The organism is Micromonospora sp. NPDC048063 (assembly GCF_043202855.1).
Classification (GTDB): domain Bacteria; phylum Actinomycetota; class Actinomycetes; order Mycobacteriales; family Micromonosporaceae; genus Micromonospora.
Genome location: NZ_JBIDBG010000001.1, coordinates 355,529 through 370,835, shown reverse-complemented (window position 1 = coordinate 370,835; position 15,307 = coordinate 355,529). Strand labels below are relative to the sequence as shown.

Below are 15,307 nucleotides of genomic sequence, written 5' to 3'. Positions count from 1 at the left end.
TGGTTCCTGAAAGGGGGACGGCGCCTCCTCCCCATGGCCAACGCCGAGGGTCACCGCGCCACGAACGCCATGAACACACACCCAACACCGGCAAGCCAGCTCGCCGCCGCTGTCGACGAACTCCACCAGGCGGTCACCGCCGACCGTGCCGGTGCCGCGGCGGCCGTCGAACTCGTCAGCACGGCGATCGCCGACGCGCTGCGGCCGTACGCCCCGACGGTGGTGGTCGTGCGGGACAACCTCGACGACGGCGTGCTGGCCCACGTCGTCTCCCGGGAGCTGGACCTCCCCACCGTACGCATCTACGAAGACTCCGGGCTGCTCTCGCTGAGCCCGCCCCCGGCCCCCGGAGCACGCGTCGCGCTGCTCGCCGCCTCCTGGCACGACATGTCGGCGCTGCCGGCGCTCCGGCTCCTGCTCGCCCACGCCCACGCCGAGGTGGTGGCGGTCGCGGCGGCGCTACCCGTCACCGACGCGGTCCTGGCAGCGGTCGACGGCACCCCGGTCGTCACCGCCGCAGCCATCTCGCGGACACACCGATGAGCCTGGACACCGTCGACGTCGCCCTGCCCCTGGCCGACGCCAGCCGGTTGGCCGACCTGCTGGCGAAGTTCGCCGAGATCAGCGAGAGCACCGACGGCGTGACGCGACTCGCGTACACCCCGTTGGAACGCACGGCGCACCGGATGTTCACCGACCAGCTCTCCGCGCTGGGCCTGCGAACCTGGACCGACGCGGCGGGCAACAGCTACGCCGAACGGCCCGGCGATGCCGGACCCGCCCCCGCCGTCGGCACCGGCTCCCACCTGGACAGCGTGCCGCGGGCCGGACGGTTCGACGGCATCGCCGGGGTGGTGGCCGCCATGGAGGTCGCCCGGCTTCTCGTCGAGGCGGACGTACGGCACAGCCACCCGATCAGGTTCGTGGCGTTCGCCGGTGAGGAGGGCGCGCGGTTCGGCCAGGCGTGCACCGGTAGCCGGATCGCGGCGGGCCTGCTGAACTCGCCCGATCTGGCCGACCGGCGGGACGTCCACGGAGTGAGTCTCGCCGAGGCCATGCAGGCTGTCGGTCTCGACCCGAGCCGCGTCGAGGAAGCGCGCTGGCGCGCGGACGACTGGGCAGCGTTCGTGGAGCTGCACATCGAGCAGGGTGGCGTGCTCGAGGCCCAGGGCGTGCCGATCGGCATCGTCGACCTCATCTCCGGCAGCACCCGGTTCCGCCTCGACCTGCACGGCCGCGCCTCGCACACCGGCGGGACGCCGATGCACCAGCGGGCCGACGCCATGACGGCCGCGGCGGAGATCACCCTCCTCGCCGAGAGCATCGCAACCGACCCCAGGCACCACGGCACCCGGGCCACGGTCGGCCGGCTGGAACTCGAACCGGGCTCGATCACCACGATCCCCGGCGAGGCTCGGCTCTACGTGGACATCCGCGACGTGGACAGCGACCGGCAGCGGTCGACAGCGACCGAGCTGATCCACGGCGCCCGCGCCATCTGCGAGCGACGCGGGGTGAGCCTGGACATCGAGTTGCTCGGCGACGCCTCCCCGGTGGTGCTGCCGATCTGGCTGCGCCGCCGGATCGCCGAGACCTGCACCGCCACGGGGACGGCGTACCGGGTCCTGCCCAGCGGCGCCAGCCACGACAGCCAGATGATCAACAAGGTGGTGCCCGCAGGAATGATCTTCGTGCCGAGCCGGGCCGGGCTGAGTCACGTCCCCGAGGAGTGGACAAGCAGCGCGGATCTCGCCGCCGGAACCGACCTGCTCGCCCGCAGCCTGCTCGCCCTCGATCACGAACTGACCAGAACATCCCCGGCGGAGGAGGCATGCTGAACACGACCAGCGGACGGCTCGTCCCGCTCGACCTGCCGCCGGCACACCGGCCCCCACCCACCTGGCACCACGCGCCAGTCCTGCGCCACGAACCGGTCGGCGACCGGTACCGGTTCCTCCGCCTGCACGCCCCGACCATCGCCACCCGCGCCCAACCCGGCCAGTTCGTGATGCTCACGGCGGCGCGCGCCGACGAAACCGCCCCCGTCCTGCCCCGGCCGATGGCGATCTACGACACCGCACCCGAACACGGCACGTTCGACGTGGTGTACGGCGTCGTCGGCGGCGGCACGCGCCGGCTCGCCACCTTCACCGTCGGCGAGACCATGCTCGCGACCGGTCCGCTCGGGCAGGGGTTTCACCTCTCCCCCGCGACCAGCCGGGTACTGCTGCTCGGCCGGGGCATCGGCACCTGTTCGCTCACCACGGTCGCCGCGGTCAACGCCCGCCGTGGCGGTACGACCGTCGCCGTCATCAGTGCCCGCCATCCCGGTGCGCTGATCGGCGCCGACGTCCTGCGCCGGGGCGGTGTCGAGCACCTGCACCAGGTCACCGACGCGGACGGGACCAGCGAGCCGGACTTCCTGTCCACGCTGCTCACCTCGACGCTGGACGCCGATCCTCCGCAGCTCCTCCTCACCTGCGGCTCGCAACGGCTGACCGATCTCGCCGCCGACCTCGGGAAACGGTGGAATGCGGAAGTGCAGGTGTCCGTCGAGGCGCACATGGCGTGCGGCCTCGGATACTGCCACGGTTGCTCCTCGGGACAACGGAGCGTGGGGACCGAGGCTCCCCTGGTGTGCCTGGACGGGCCGGTGTTCAGGTGGGGATCCGCGGATGACTGAGCCCGGCTGGAACCCGCGGCCGCTGTCCCGGCAACCGCTGCTGCCACCCACCGTGCTGCGAGGCGTACGACCCTACGGCGAGGAACCGGTGGACCTGCTGATCGACAACGGCCGGATCGCCGCGCTCGATCCCGCCGGGCAGGGACCCGCCGTCCACAGCATCGACTGCCACGGCCTGATCGCTCTGCCAGCGTTCACCGACCTGCACACCCACCTGCGTCAACCCGGTGCGGAGGACGCGGAGACGATCGCCACCGGCACGCTCGCGGCGGCCAAGGGCGGCTACGCGACGGTGTTCGCCATGGCGAACACCCAGCCGGTGGCGGACGATCCGCGACGCGTGGAGTACGTCGCCGAGGTGGCCGAACGCACCGCACACTGCCAGGTACAGCCCGTGGGCGCGGTCACCGTCGGCCTCGACGGCACCACGCTGACACCGATCGAGGCGATGGCCGCCTCGGCCGCCCGCACCCGGATGTTCTCCGACGACGGCCGGTGTGTGGAGGACCCCGCGTTGATGCGGCAGGCGCTGCGCCGGGCGGCCGACGTCGGCGGGTTCGTCGCCCAGCACGCCCAGTCCTCGCCGCTGAGCCCGAACGCCCAGGCCAACGACGGCGCGGTCGCCCACGAGTTGGGCCTGCCCGGATGGCCCGCCGTCGCCGAAGAGTCGATTATCGCCCGGGACTGCGTGCTGGCGGGCGCGGACGACACCCCGCTGCACATCTGCCATGTCTCGACGCGAGGCAGCGTGGAGATAATCCGCTGGGCCAAGTCGCGGGGCTGGCCAGTCACCGCGGAGGTCACCCCGCACCATCTCCTCCTCACCGACGAACTGGTACGCACCGGTGACACCCGCTACAAGGTCAACCCGCCGCTGCGGAGCGCCCAGGACGTGACGGCCCTGCGGGAAGCGCTCGCCGAGGGAGTCATCGACGTGGTCGCCACCGATCACGCGCCACACCCTGCCGCCACCAAGAACCGTCCCTGGTGCGAGGCGCCACCCGGCATGCTGGGACTGGAGACCGCGCTGCCGGTCGTCGCGGAGACCATGGTGCGCACGGGCCTCATGTCATGGCGTCGCCTGGCCGAGGCGATGGCCATCCGACCCGCGGCGATCGGCCGAACAGCTGTCGGCGGCGGGAATCCGCTCCAGGTGGGCATGCCCGCCACGCTGTGCCTGGTCTCCACCGACGCCGACTGGACGGTCGACGCGGCCCGGCTGGCCAGCCTGGCCCGGAACACACCGTTCTCCGGTCATCGGTTCTCGACTCGGGTTGCCGCCACGATCATCGGCGGCAGGCTCGCCTGGTCAGCCATCCCCGGTGCGGGCGGCCCGACCCGCGCCTGACCGGTAAAGATCGGATGGTGGTGGTCAGGGTATGCCAGCAGGGTGGCGATGACCGCCGCCACGGCCGCGAGGGTTCGTTGCGTGGCCGTGGCGAGCGCCTGCCGGCGCGCCCACCATCGGCGATCACCACCGCCGGTTCGACCAGCACCCAGCCAAGAACGCGAGCGGGTGGGTCTCAGATCAATGGCGCATACCACTGGGCGCCGGTCACCCGTATCCGCCTCGACTGCTTGCGGTTCCACTCCACCCGCATGCCGTACTTGCGAAGCACCGGAAAGGCGATCTCGTCCAGTAGCCGTTCCAGGTCGGCCTGGTAGCGGGCCTGCTGTTCGGCCTCCGACAGGGCCGAATAGGCGACCTCGTCGAAGTCCGCCGGCGGATAGGCGCCGTAGCCGAGGTAGACCTCGCCGTCCTCGCTCGCGAGCAGCGACTCCGTGTCCTGCTGGTGGTACCAGAGGTACCCGTGCCAGTGCCGGGAACCATCACGCTCGTCGTGGATCTCAGCGGCCGCGCAGGTGCCACAGCAGCTGAAGTTCTCCCTGGCCAACACGCCGAGCTCGTTGAGATCGGCAAAGGCGCGGGTGAGGTTGCTCCGCACCTCGCCCCACCCACGCTGCTGCTCCCGCCGAGCGGCCAGAGCCTTTTCGTACGCCGCCCTGAGTTCCTCGTCGGTGGCGCCGTGGCGCTGCTCGTCCTCGTCAAAGAAATCCACGAACTCGTCGGCGTCATCCTGGCCACGCACGACCCAGTCCCAGATCTCGGCCTCGATCTCCCCACGGCCCGGCTCCGCAATCCGCTCGGCCAGGAACCTGACGCCCTCAGGGCGATCGTTGTACACCCATCCAGTCACGGCGGCGATCTTTACACGGGCCTATGACAGGTCTGAGCCAGACCGGCACGCGGCAAGCACCACCGGCCGGACGATCGCCTGAGTCCAACCGGATCAGGACGGCCGCTGTGATGCCACCACCGCCGGCCGTTGAGCTCACCAACGAAGACGCCGTAGCCGTAGCCGCTTCCATTCGGGCCCTTGCCGGTCCGCGCCCGTTCGGTCAACATCAACGGCTGCGCCAGCAGGATGCTGTCACGGACGCTGTGCGCACCGGCGGGGCCGCCCGGCCTGTCGGACAGCGCCGGCAGGGGCTTCCATCGATGTCGTGCATCGTGGGTCCGATGACGACGGCCGTAGGATCTGGGAGTGGACGATTTGCATGACGCAGATCATCGAACTCCGGCATTCGCGACCGACTGGGCGCGGCTGTTCGTCAGCTACCGCCAATACGAGGTGTCCGCCGTGCCGGGCGCGTCCGGCGTGGAGATCTACACCCTCGGCGACGACCTGCTGCACGTCGGCGGGCCGACCCGGTTCACCGGCTTCTGCGGCATACACACCGGCTGGATCGAGGCACGCGTGCGTGTCTTGCCCGGGCCTCCCACGGAGACCGACGTCGGCTGGGACGCGATCAGCGAGGCGACCCTCTGGAGTCCCAGCGGCCGGCTGTCGGTCGTCGGCCTGATGGGCGGCACCGCGGAGGCCCTTACCGACGTCGCCGTCCCGCGCGGGCTGATCCGGGTGCGGGTGCACGCGCGCGACCGCCTGCACGAGACCGTACGCACCGACGGCGACCCACCCGAGCGGCACGAACTGCACATCTGGGCGGTGTCCGAGGAGACGCCATGGCGCACCGTGCTGGCCGACCCGGGAGGCCGCGACTGGGAGCAGAAACCGGCGAAGGCCGCCGAGCGGGCGATGCTGTCACTGCTACCGCGCCCGTCCGACCGTCCGGCCATCCTGCCGCCGCTCCCACCTGACCCGTACGAGGACGACACCGGCCTGTCCCGGGTGGCGGTGGTCCGCTACCGGCCCGCGCCGGTCGAGGTCTCGGTGGGAGTGCTGCCCGCCGGCGACCTGGAGGTCCGGCTGGAGCGGGTCGACGGCGAGACTCTCACATGGTCGTGGGCCACCGCCGACGAGCCGATCTTCCCTCGTCCGCTGGCCACGCTGCCGGACGACGAGCCGAGTACCGTACGGCTGACGTCCGGCCCCGACGGCTTCACCCTCCGGCACGAGGGAGTGCTGGGCCGGCACGCCTGCGCCCTCGGCCTGATCTGGGACCATCTGCTCGACACCGCCGGGTCGTATCCGTGGATGGGGACGTTGCGTGGGCAGGCCGCCGAGGCGACCGCGCTGGCCGAGAAGACCCGCCGCCTGCAGGCCGAGCGCGACGCCGAGAAGTGGGGAGGTGCTCCGCCGTCGGACCGGGTCCGCGGGCTCCTCAGCCAGGCGCGGTCCCTGGCCCGGATCGACCGCCCGATGCTCGACCGCATCGACGCGCTGCCCGCCGCCCGCCAGCGGGAGGCAGCCTGCTGGGCGGCCCGCCGCGCGATGCGTGCGGCCGGGCTGGAGCAGATCGGATGGATCGCCGACGCGCTCGCCGACGCCGAGGCCGGCCGCCCACTGCCCCGAACCTTCACAGAGCAGAGCGGCACCGCCGCGTTCAGACGGCTCTTGTCCGATCCCGAGGTGCCGCACACCATCGTCCCGCTCCGCCTAGACCCGAGAGCGTGCGGCACACGCGGCGTCACCGAGATGCTCCAGCAGGCCGCGGCGTTCCCCGCCCTGATCGCTCTGGCGGATGACGATCCGCTGGTCGCCGCGATCAACGCCGTATACAACGCGGCAATCGCCCACGGCGACGACCGCGACCGCTTCCTCGCCGAAGCCCACATCGCCCTGCACCGAGCCTCCGATCCGGCAAGCGACGTCAACTCCGTCAGCCATGCTGCACGACCGCGCACCAACATCGGCACGACCGGGCGCGGGGCTTGATCCGGCTGTCGTGACGCTGCGGAGCACGCGGTCGGCGGCAGGAGAGTGAGTCGCAGTGTATGGCGTCGGCGAATCCTGCCCTTCGAACTGAGGGTGCGGCTGGCATCGAGGAAGTCCACCGCCGGGTCAGGCGCGGGCGGCTGGTTCGGTGGGCTTCGTGGTAGGGCTGTCGCTCGGCCCACCGTCGGCGGGCTCGGTCTGTGCTGCGTCGGCAGCGCGGGCGGGGGCTACCGCCTGCAGCCGGCGAACGTCCCGGCTGGCCAGCATGCCGAGGACCGAGAGCACCACCGATGCCGCCAGGATCAGCAGCGTGTCGCGGGTGCCGATCGCCGCTGCGACCGGTCCGACCGCGATCTGGCCGAGTGGGACGGCGACCCAGGACCCCAACATGTCGTAGGAGTAGACGCGGGCCAGTCGGTCGGCCGGGATGTGCTGCGCAATCGACGTGTCCCAGGCCACCGCGAACTGTTCGACGGCGATCCCGACCGCCACGCCGGCCGACACCAGCACGACGACGGTGGGCGCCAGGGCCAGCCCCAACAGCAGAAACGACTCGGCGAACATGCAGGCCACCCCGAGCAGCAACAGCCGACGCACCCGGATCCGCAGGGCGATCAACCCGCCCACGACCATTCCGGCGGTTTCCGCCGCCAGCACCACGCCCCAGGCGCTACGGCCGATCGTCTCGTCCGCGACGGCCGGGCCGAGCACGTTCACGCCGCCAGCGAGAGCCGCGTTGAGGATCATGAAGCCCAGCACGACCACCCAGACCCAGGTCCGCGCGGTGAATTCCGTCCAGCCCTCCCGGAGGTCAGCGACGATGCTCCTGCGGGTGCTCTTCGCCGGCGAGGCAGCGACCCGGACTCCGGTAAACGCGAGAGCCGCGACAGCGAAGGTGAGCGCGTCGATGGCGAGGCCCCACCCCGGCCCGACGGCGGCCACCAGGAGGCCACCGAGCGCAGCGCCGCCGATCATGCCCGCGTTGATGCCGAGGCGGATGAGCGCGTTGGCCGCCTGAATCAGCTCCGGCGGCACGGTCTGCGGCGTCGCGGCGGCCGACGCTGGCTGGGACAGCGCGCTGACGATGCCGTTGGCCGCACCGAGCGCCAGCAACAGCGGGATCGTCGCCGTGCCGGTGAGCACCAGGGCGGCCACTGCCGCCTGGGTCAGCGCACCAAGCACATTGGATCCGACCAGCACCAGCCGGCGCGGAATCCGGTCGGCCACCACCCCACCGAAGAGCACGAACAGCACGGTCATCAGCGATCTCGCGCCGACCACCAGGCCCAGGTCGCGCACCGAGCCGGTCAGATCGAGCACGGCGAAGGCCAGCGCGATGGGAGCGACACCGTTGCCCAGCATGTTGACCAGCCGGCCAGCAGCGAGGTATCGGAACGCGCCATACCGCAGCGGAGCCAGCATCGGTCCCCCATCCGGAAGAGGTCAACATCAACGTGGAGCAGTTCGAGGACGCCAAGCCGTTCGGCCCCACGACGCCCTCGGATGAGGTGTCCGAGCCCGCAGGGTCGAACGCGGCGGTGGCTCACGCGCGAATGGCGCAAGGACACCGTAATGATCGGCTTTCAGTGCGCCTCGATCGAACCATTCTCTCAAGAGCAGAAGGCGGCGTGGCAGACGACCACGGTCGGGCTGCGGAGCGGACTTCGGCGCACTCGTCTAGGCACGACCGAGACGTGAACGCCCGCACATCGGCACGACAGGGTGCCTATCCCGAATGGACCGGCTACAGGCGGTTGCGGTTGCGCCGCCGGGCGGCGCGCACGATCGGCGGCAGCTGCGGACACCGTCTTGCCGCAGGTTGTTCGCCCACACGTCAGCGCTGGTGGCGGGACCGAGCCGGACCGGCGACCCATCCGTTGACAACATCACTCGCGTCCCAATACGTTTAACACGGTGGTTAAGTGAAGGGAGCCTCCGATGGCTGGCACCGATCAGCTCAGCGCGGTGTTCTCGGCGCTCGCCGACCCGACTCGACGGGCGATCATCGCCGAGCTGGCCGAACGCGACGCCACGGTCACAGAGCTCACCGCTCCTCTGTCCATCTCGATGCCGGCGGTGTCACGGCACCTGAAGGTGCTCGAGCGCGCCGCACTCATCTCGCGGTCGCGGTCGGGCAAGTGGCGCGCGAGCCGCCTCGAGGCTGCCCCGCTGCGCGAGGCGGCCGACTGGATCGAGCGCTACCGGCGGCTCTGGGACTCGTCCCTCACCCGCCTCGATGCCCACCTCGTCGCGGTGCAGGCCGCCGGACGGGCAACGGACCGGATGGTCGACGACCCCAGGGAGCTCGAATGAAAACGGAAACTCCGCAGCTCGTCATCTCGCGTGTGTTCGACGCGCCGCGGGAGCTCGTCTACCGAGCCTTCACCGATCCCGACCACTTGGCGGCGTGGTGGGGCCCGATCGGCAACTCACTGCCGCGCGATGAGATTGAGTTCGACGTGCGCCCCGGCGGCTTTCAACGGTGGACGGAGGTCAATGCAGCCGAACCCGAGCTTCGCGTGCACATCCACGTCGACCTCACCGACGTCGCCGACGGCGAACTACTCGAAGGCGTCATGCACGTCAGTGGCCGGCTGCAGGAGGACATCGAGCCGTTCGAGACGAGACTGCGGGTCGAGTTCTACGACGAGGCTGACGGACGGACACGACTGGAGATCCGCCAGTGGCTCCCCGAACATCTGGCGCACCCCAGCGAGGAGGGTTGGCGCCAAGCGTTCACCAAGCTGGACGCCACGCTGACGAATGTCCAGGCTGTTGCAGCTGATCATCGAGAGGTAGAGGCATGGGAAAGCTGATTTACGTGACGAACGTGTCGCTTGACGGCTACATCGAGGACGAACGCGGCGCGTTCGCCTGGCTCCCAGTCGACGACGAGGTATTCGCGTTCACCACCGACCTCCTGCGGTCTGTGGGCACGTTTCTCTACGGGCGGCGCCTGTACGAGTCGATGGCCGTCTGGGAGACCGACGCCACTCTGGCCGCGCGGTCCGACCTCATGGCCGACTTCGCGAACGCCTGGCAGGCGGCGAGCAAAGTCGTCTACTCCACGACCCTCGCCGCGGTGTCAACTGCCGACACTCGACTCGAACGCCGTTTCGACCCCGCCGCGGTACACGAACTGAAGGCCACGGCCAGCAGCGATCTCACCGTCGGAGGCGCCGACCTCGCGACGCAGGCTTTCAAGGCCGGGCTGGTCGACGAGTGCCAGCTGTTCATCCTGCCCATCGTCGTCGGCGGGGGCAAGCCAGGACTGCCGACCAGCATGCGCGCCGACCTTGAGCTCCTCGATGAGCGCCGATTCCGAAACGGCGTCGTGCACCTCCGCTACCGCCCTCTCGGGCAGTGAACGACAGCCCTGTCCGATCGCCGGCGGCGCTTGCATGACAGGCGGAGCGCTGACGACTGATTCGGCCGGATGAGGTCGCCCATCACGAACTCGGGTTGCGTCAAGTCGCAGTGTGCGGAGACGTCAACCGCCGCGTCGGGACGACGGTGGCGACAGCGAACCTCAGCCCGGGGAACGCCCCGAGAACTACCCGCCTTCGTCTATCCGTCGGCATGCCGGCCGCACGCTCGTCGACCGCTCCCGACGCAACCGCTCATCGGCACGTCCGGACGTCCTCGCAGCCGGGCAGGCCGAGGTCAAGGCTACCGGGAGCAAGCTGCAGGTTAAGGCACCGCTCGGGCCTTGGCGGCCCTCCCAGCGCGGGCCTTCACCCCCGCCCTGAAGGGCGGAGCACTGGCCCGCATTCCGGTAGCACCGGACGGCGTACGACCCCGAGTCGCCGACCTCTCACCGTCCAGTGGCACCGTCGACAAGCTCCCGCAGGATGTCGGCGTGACCGGCATGCCGGACGGTCTCACTCGTCATGTGGGCAAGCACCCAGCGAAGCGTACGAGGCGCGTCACCGACCGGCTGCGCGGTGAGAACGTCGAGGCCAGCGGCTGCGCTGATGCGGGCATCGCTTTCGGCGATCGCAGCCCGGTAGCCGGCGATGATCTGGTCCTGGGATCGGTCCGGCTCGACCACCATGTCGAAGTCGACGTCGGCGTGGCGCGGGTCGCCGGCGAACGTGTAGCCGAACCAGTACCGTTCGGCGTCCGTCAGATGTTGGACCAGGCCCAGCAGTGTGGTGTCGGAGACGACGAGGCGCCGCCGCAACTGCTCCTCAGTCAAGCCCGCGACTTTCTTCAGCACGCATGATCGAGCGAAGGACAAGAACGCGAGGGCGGTGTCGAGCTCGCCACCGTCGTTGCGCGGCACGGCTTCGCGTTGGGATTCGATCATGGGGCGACTCTACGCCCTTGTCCTGACGGAAGGCAGGCGCGGAGGTCGTCCGAGCGGTTCCGGCCAGAACGCCCCTCATCGGCACGTCCGGATGCATACACCCGTGAGCCGGTTACCTTGAGGCCCAGCCAACAGCAGGTCAAGCGTGACCAGCACGGCCTGGGGCACCCGACCTCTGGCGGGTTGGGCAACTCGCGTTCTGTCAGGCTCCGCCTCTGGACCGGCCCTGACCGGCGTGACCATCGCCGGTCAGGGCTCTCGTTCACGACACGCCGCGCGGTTCGGTTACACCCGGCCGCACAGGGCGCTCTGGATCAGCGTGTCGGCACCGCGTTGCTGCTGGAGGAGGCTGTCCAGCGAATCGCCGAGCGAGGCGGACATGGACACCACGGCGCTGCGCCGGCCGTCGTCGGTGACGCCGGTGACCGTGATGTAGCCGCCGTCGCCGCCGTCGTGGCCCCAGTAGACGCCGCCGCAGGGCAGCGGGCGGCTGACCAGGCCGAGCCCGTAGAGACCGCCCGGCCAGATCGCGTTGACGTCCTCGTTGATCTCGACCGTCCGCTTCATCTCGCCCAGTTGTGCGGGGCGCAGCAGCCGGCCGCCCAGCAGCGCACGGAAGAACCGGTCGAGGTCCCGGGCGCTGGAGGCCATGGAGTCCGGGTCCACCAGAACCTGCTCGGTGACGTCCACCAGCTCACCGGTCTCGAACAGTTGGTATGCCTGGGCGTGCGGCTGGGGTAGGAACGGCGAGGTCCCGGGCCAGGTGGTGTGGTGCAGCCCGAGCGGACCGACGATCCGGTCGGTGACCTCCTGTTGCAGAGAACGGCCGGTGACCCGCTCGACGATCATCCCGACCAGGACGAAGCCGGTGTTGGAGTAGGCCCAGCCCGCTTCGGGTTCGAAGTCCGGCCGGTGGTTCATCGCCCGCGCCACGAGTTGCTCGCGGGTGTACACGTCGTATCGCTGCTGGAGGTACTCCTCGGGCGTGGTGTAGCCGGGCAGGTCGTCGTGGATGCCGCTGGTGTTCTGCAGGAGGTGACGCACGGTGATCCGGCGGCCGTCGTTGTCGTTGCCGCGGACCACGCCGGGTAGCCACCGCTCGACGGTGTCGTCGAGGGACAGTCGGTGTTCCTCGACCAGTTGCAGGACGACGGTGGCTTCGAACGCCTTGCGGGTACTCGCGATCCGGAAGCGTCCGTTGGGTGGCACCGGGCGCCCGGTGACCCGGTCGGCGACGCCGCTGGTGGCGACGAGGTGCCGGCCGTCGGAGGTGGTCACCCGGGCTTGAACGCCGGTCACCCCGAGGGCGTGGATCGCGTCGGTGTCCCGTTGCAACCGGCCGCCGGCGTGGCCCGAACCGGTCACCGATCCTTCGGCCGGTTCGAGCCCGGTGACCGTGAACGTGAGGGCGACAAGTCCCGCCGCCGCACCCAGCGCGACCCGCCGCCTCGATGGTTTCCTGCTGTTCAATCTCATGCCGTCGACGTTAGGAGCCGCGCCGACGCGGACCGATACCTCGTACCACCGGATATGTGGTACAGCTGGCTGTAGTGCCGCCGGCGTCACTCGCGTACGCCAATCGCGTCGACCGGCTGCGACCGCATGGCGATCCGAGTCGAGCTCATGATGGCGGCCCAGCCGAGCAGCGCGGCGACCGCGACGATTCCCAGGTAGATGAGCGGTGGAATGGACGGAACCAGCGTCCTGGTCAGTCCGATGCTCGTGCCGATCAATGACGGGATCGCGGCCAGGGTACCGATGAGCGCGGCCGCGACGACGATGATCCTCGTCTCGCTGCGCATCATCGCGAACACCTGGCGACGGGTGGCGCCGACCAGTTGGAGCAGGGCGAATTCGCGGAAGCGTGCGGCGGTCGCCATCACCAGGGTGTTCACCACGGCGATCGCGAGGTAGCCGAGCAGGACCGCGTTGAGGATGAGGCCGACCGCCGACTCGCCGGCGGCCGCAGCGCTCTGCGCGGCGACGAACGACTCGCGGTTGTTGACCTGGACGGTCGGGAGGTGTCGGACGGCGGATCGCAACGCATCGCCGAGTGCCCCGACGCCGGTTCCCGTGGCCGCCGTGACCAGCACCGCGAAGTCCAGGCGGTCGGTGGTGTGTTCGAGGACGAGGTCGTGCGGCAGCGTGACGTCGCCGAGGCCGAGTCCTCTCTCGTAGAGCGCGACCACGGTGGGTCTGATCGGCGTGCCGTCACCGAGACGGAGGTCGACGGTGTCGCCGAGAGCAGCGCCGAGGGTGCCCGCCGCGATCCGGCTCAACGCCACCGTGTTGCCCTGCACATCCGCGACATCGCCCTCGAGAACGGCGAGATCCATGGTCTCGGCGAGCTGGTCACCGGTGACCCCCTGGGCCGAGTAGGTCCTGATCTGAGGGCTGTCCCTCGAGCCGAAGGTCGCCAGCGTCCGCGTACGGACGACCGGGGTCACCGCCGAGACGCCGGGCACGTCCCGGAGCACGTCCGCTACCTCGGGCGACACGCCGGCGGACGTGGACGTGACGACGTAGTCCGCGCGCAGTCCGTCTGCGGCCTGATCCCGCGCGGCCGAACTCGCGGTCGTCCCGCTGAAGAGCTGCGCGGTGGCCAGGGTGATACCCATGATCAGAGGAGTGGTCGCCGCGGCGAGCCGCCGCGAGTTGGCGTGCGCGTTCGCGGTCGCGAGGAACCCGCTGGCGCCCGACCTGCGGTTCAGCCCGGGGCCCAGCACGGTGACGGCACCGCCGAGCAACCGCGGCCCCAGCAGCACGACGGCGAAGACGAGCAGGAACGCCGAGAAGGCCGCGCTTTCAGCGGCCCCTTCACCGGGTAGCACCCACGGCAGCACGACCGCCATGGCGATACCGGCGGGGACCAGCAGCAAACCGACGGTCAACCGGAGCCAGCCGAGTTTGGGTGGCTCCACCGCGGCCTCGCCGAGCGCGTCCACCGGCCTGAGCTTGGCCGCGCGCCGGGCGGCTATCCAGCCGCCCAAACGGGCGCCGATCAGGCACAGCACCATCGCCGCGAGTACCGGCAGCGGGCTGATCGACAGTTCGAAGTCGTCCGGAACCACGCCGACCAGGGTGAAGGTTTCGCGGAAGAGGAAGCTCAGCCCGACGCCCGGAATCACCCCGAGCACTGCTCCGAGCGTGCCCACCACCATGGTCTCGGCGGCGATCATGCCGAGCACCTGCTTCGGGGTCGCGCCGATCGCCCTCAGCAGCGCCAGTTCCCGCAGCCGCTGCCGAACGGAGAGCGCGAGTGTGCTCGCCACGACGATCATGATCACCAGAACCATGCTGCCGCCGAACGCCAGGGAGAGCCCGCTGATGAACGAACGCGTGCTGCCGATGTCGAGGAACTCGGCCTCGCTCCGGTCACTGCCGGTGTAGACGACCACACCGGTGACTGCCGCCTCGATGGCGCTTGCCAGCTCGTCGGCACTGACACCGGGTGCGGCCAGCACGCCGATCGCGTCCACCCGGTCCGGTTGGCCGGTCAGTTCCCGGGCCCGGTCATCGGTGAAGAACAGTGCGGACTGCCGGGCGAGGGTGCCTCCTGGCAGACTCACGATGCCTGTCACCCGGTAGGTCGACGTGTTTGAGCCGACCGCGAGTCGAACCGACGCGCCGACGGTGACGCTGGCCCGCTCGGCCAGCGCGGAGTCCAGCACCACGTCGTCCGGCCCGGTCGGGGCCTGGCCGGCGCTCGTGGTGAACGGGCCGAGCGCGGCCGACTGCCAGCCATGCCCGAGCGCGGGGGTGCTGTCCGGCCCGGCGAGCACGTCGGCGTCCGCCGTCACGAGGCTGACCGGGACGTTGACGTCGGCGATCGCCGCGCGGACGCCGGGGACTCGCGCGATGTCGCCGACCCGGCCGGCCGGCAGGGTGGCCCGCTCGCCGAACCGGGGATCCACGTCGTCGGCCATCGGCAGTGTCTGCGGGGCGCCCACCACCAGGTCGGCAGCTTGGTAGCGCTCGGTGGGCACGCCCGAGCGTTCGCTGCTCTCCAGCAGGATCCCGCAGGCCGTGATCACCGCCGAGCCGAACAGCACCGCGACGAATGCCGCGACGAACCCGCCCTTGCGTCCCTTGACCGTGCTCCAGGCCAGCGCCAGCATGCGCTTCGACATCACGCGG

The 15,307-nt window shown here is 70.5% G+C and carries 13 protein-coding genes and 1 pseudogene; 8 read left to right on the top strand and 6 right to left on the bottom strand.

All coding sequences use genetic code 11. The features are described from left to right. The first annotated feature begins 33 nt into the window (after positions 1–33). Genes ACGFZ2_RS01740 through ACGFZ2_RS01725 form a run of 4 tightly spaced genes read left to right on the top strand, consistent with a single transcriptional unit; the run spans position 34 to position 4,031 of the window. Complete coding sequence (locus tag ACGFZ2_RS01740) at positions 34–543, top strand: hypothetical protein (protein WP_393449017.1); 510 nt, start codon at positions 34–36, stop codon at positions 541–543. After that, positions 540–1,838, top strand: a complete 1,299-nt coding sequence (locus tag ACGFZ2_RS01735; RefSeq protein WP_393449014.1) for a Zn-dependent hydrolase — start codon at positions 540–542, stop codon at positions 1,836–1,838. The genes ACGFZ2_RS01740 and ACGFZ2_RS01735 overlap by 4 nt, the downstream gene beginning before the upstream one ends. Then, positions 1,832–2,683, top strand: coding sequence for a hypothetical protein (locus tag ACGFZ2_RS01730; RefSeq protein ID WP_393265639.1), 852 nt, complete (start codon positions 1,832–1,834; stop codon positions 2,681–2,683). Before ACGFZ2_RS01735 ends, ACGFZ2_RS01730 begins: the two co-directional genes overlap by 7 nt. Before the next feature lie 40 nt (positions 2,684–2,723). Next, a complete protein-coding gene (locus ACGFZ2_RS01725; protein WP_393450189.1) occupies positions 2,724–4,031 on the top strand; it encodes a dihydroorotase in 1,308 nt (435 codons plus the stop codon). A gap of 175 nt (positions 4,032–4,206) precedes the next feature. On the opposite strand, the gene ACGFZ2_RS01720 is transcribed toward ACGFZ2_RS01725, so the two are convergent. Together ACGFZ2_RS01720 and ACGFZ2_RS01715 are read right to left on the bottom strand one after the other, a co-directional pair. Then, complete coding sequence (locus ACGFZ2_RS01720; protein ID WP_393265636.1) at positions 4,207–4,881, bottom strand: DUF6891 domain-containing protein; 675 nt, start codon at positions 4,879–4,881, stop codon at positions 4,207–4,209. Positions 4,882–4,982: 101 nt separating this feature from the next. Beyond that, positions 4,983–5,093: pseudogene (locus ACGFZ2_RS01715) on the bottom strand (serine hydrolase); the annotation flags it as partial. 136 nt (positions 5,094–5,229) lie between these two features. On the opposite strand from ACGFZ2_RS01715, the gene ACGFZ2_RS01710 reads away from it, so the two are divergent. Continuing rightward, a complete protein-coding gene (locus tag ACGFZ2_RS01710; protein WP_393449011.1) occupies positions 5,230–6,861 on the top strand; it encodes a hypothetical protein in 1,632 nt (543 codons plus the stop codon). 126 nt (positions 6,862–6,987) lie between these two features. Here ACGFZ2_RS01710 and ACGFZ2_RS01705 read toward each other — a convergent pair whose 3' ends face one another. Next, positions 6,988–8,283, bottom strand: coding sequence for an MFS transporter (locus ACGFZ2_RS01705; RefSeq protein WP_393449008.1), 1,296 nt, complete (start codon positions 8,281–8,283; stop codon positions 6,988–6,990). Between the two features lie 516 nt (positions 8,284–8,799). Between ACGFZ2_RS01705 and ACGFZ2_RS01700 the strand changes: the two genes are divergently transcribed. Genes ACGFZ2_RS01700 through ACGFZ2_RS01690 form a run of 3 tightly spaced genes read left to right on the top strand, consistent with a single transcriptional unit; the run spans position 8,800 to position 10,228 of the window. Further along, complete coding sequence (locus ACGFZ2_RS01700; protein ID WP_393449005.1) at positions 8,800–9,174, top strand: ArsR/SmtB family transcription factor; 375 nt, start codon at positions 8,800–8,802, stop codon at positions 9,172–9,174. Continuing rightward, complete coding sequence (locus tag ACGFZ2_RS01695; RefSeq protein ID WP_393449002.1) at positions 9,171–9,677, top strand: SRPBCC domain-containing protein; 507 nt, start codon at positions 9,171–9,173, stop codon at positions 9,675–9,677. Before ACGFZ2_RS01700 ends, ACGFZ2_RS01695 begins: the two co-directional genes overlap by 4 nt. Next, positions 9,665–10,228: a dihydrofolate reductase family protein gene (locus ACGFZ2_RS01690; protein WP_393265625.1), complete on the top strand. Its 564-nt coding sequence runs from the start codon at positions 9,665–9,667 to the stop codon at positions 10,226–10,228. Before ACGFZ2_RS01695 ends, ACGFZ2_RS01690 begins: the two co-directional genes overlap by 13 nt. A 447-nt stretch (positions 10,229–10,675) precedes the next feature. On the opposite strand, the gene ACGFZ2_RS01685 is transcribed toward ACGFZ2_RS01690, so the two are convergent. The 3 genes from ACGFZ2_RS01685 to ACGFZ2_RS01675 form a co-directional block, all read right to left on the bottom strand. Continuing rightward, positions 10,676–11,170: a DinB family protein gene (locus tag ACGFZ2_RS01685; protein ID WP_393448999.1), complete on the bottom strand. Its 495-nt coding sequence runs from the start codon at positions 11,168–11,170 to the stop codon at positions 10,676–10,678. A 285-nt stretch (positions 11,171–11,455) separates the two neighbouring features. Further along, entirely contained in the window at positions 11,456–12,646 is a 1,191-nt protein-coding gene (locus ACGFZ2_RS01680; protein ID WP_393448996.1) for a serine hydrolase domain-containing protein, read from the bottom strand. 86 nt (positions 12,647–12,732) lie between these two features. Then, positions 12,733–15,300, bottom strand: coding sequence for an ABC transporter permease (locus ACGFZ2_RS01675; RefSeq protein WP_393448993.1), 2,568 nt, complete (start codon positions 15,298–15,300; stop codon positions 12,733–12,735). Between the last annotated feature and the right edge of the window lie 7 nt (positions 15,301–15,307).

Excerpts from the sequence above, each read along its gene's own strand:
- ACGFZ2_RS01700 (WP_393449005.1), top strand. The coding sequence starts at position 8,800 with ATGGCTGGCACCGATCAGCTCAGCGCGGTGTTCTCGGCGCTCGCCGAC.
- ACGFZ2_RS01675 (WP_393448993.1), bottom strand. The coding sequence starts at position 15,300 with ATGTCGAAGCGCATGCTGGCGCTGGCCTGGAGCACGGTCAAGGGACGC.
- ACGFZ2_RS01740 (WP_393449017.1), top strand. The coding sequence starts at position 34 with ATGGCCAACGCCGAGGGTCACCGCGCCACGAACGCCATGAACACACAC.
- ACGFZ2_RS01735 (WP_393449014.1), top strand. The coding sequence starts at position 540 with ATGAGCCTGGACACCGTCGACGTCGCCCTGCCCCTGGCCGACGCCAGC.
- ACGFZ2_RS01680 (WP_393448996.1), bottom strand. The coding sequence starts at position 12,646 with ATGAGATTGAACAGCAGGAAACCATCGAGGCGGCGGGTCGCGCTGGGT.
- ACGFZ2_RS01705 (WP_393449008.1), bottom strand. The coding sequence starts at position 8,283 with ATGCTGGCTCCGCTGCGGTATGGCGCGTTCCGATACCTCGCTGCTGGC.
- ACGFZ2_RS01690 (WP_393265625.1), top strand. The coding sequence starts at position 9,665 with ATGGGAAAGCTGATTTACGTGACGAACGTGTCGCTTGACGGCTACATC.
- ACGFZ2_RS01695 (WP_393449002.1), top strand. The coding sequence starts at position 9,171 with ATGAAAACGGAAACTCCGCAGCTCGTCATCTCGCGTGTGTTCGACGCG.
- ACGFZ2_RS01685 (WP_393448999.1), bottom strand. The coding sequence starts at position 11,170 with ATGATCGAATCCCAACGCGAAGCCGTGCCGCGCAACGACGGTGGCGAG.
- ACGFZ2_RS01730 (WP_393265639.1), top strand. The coding sequence starts at position 1,832 with ATGCTGAACACGACCAGCGGACGGCTCGTCCCGCTCGACCTGCCGCCG.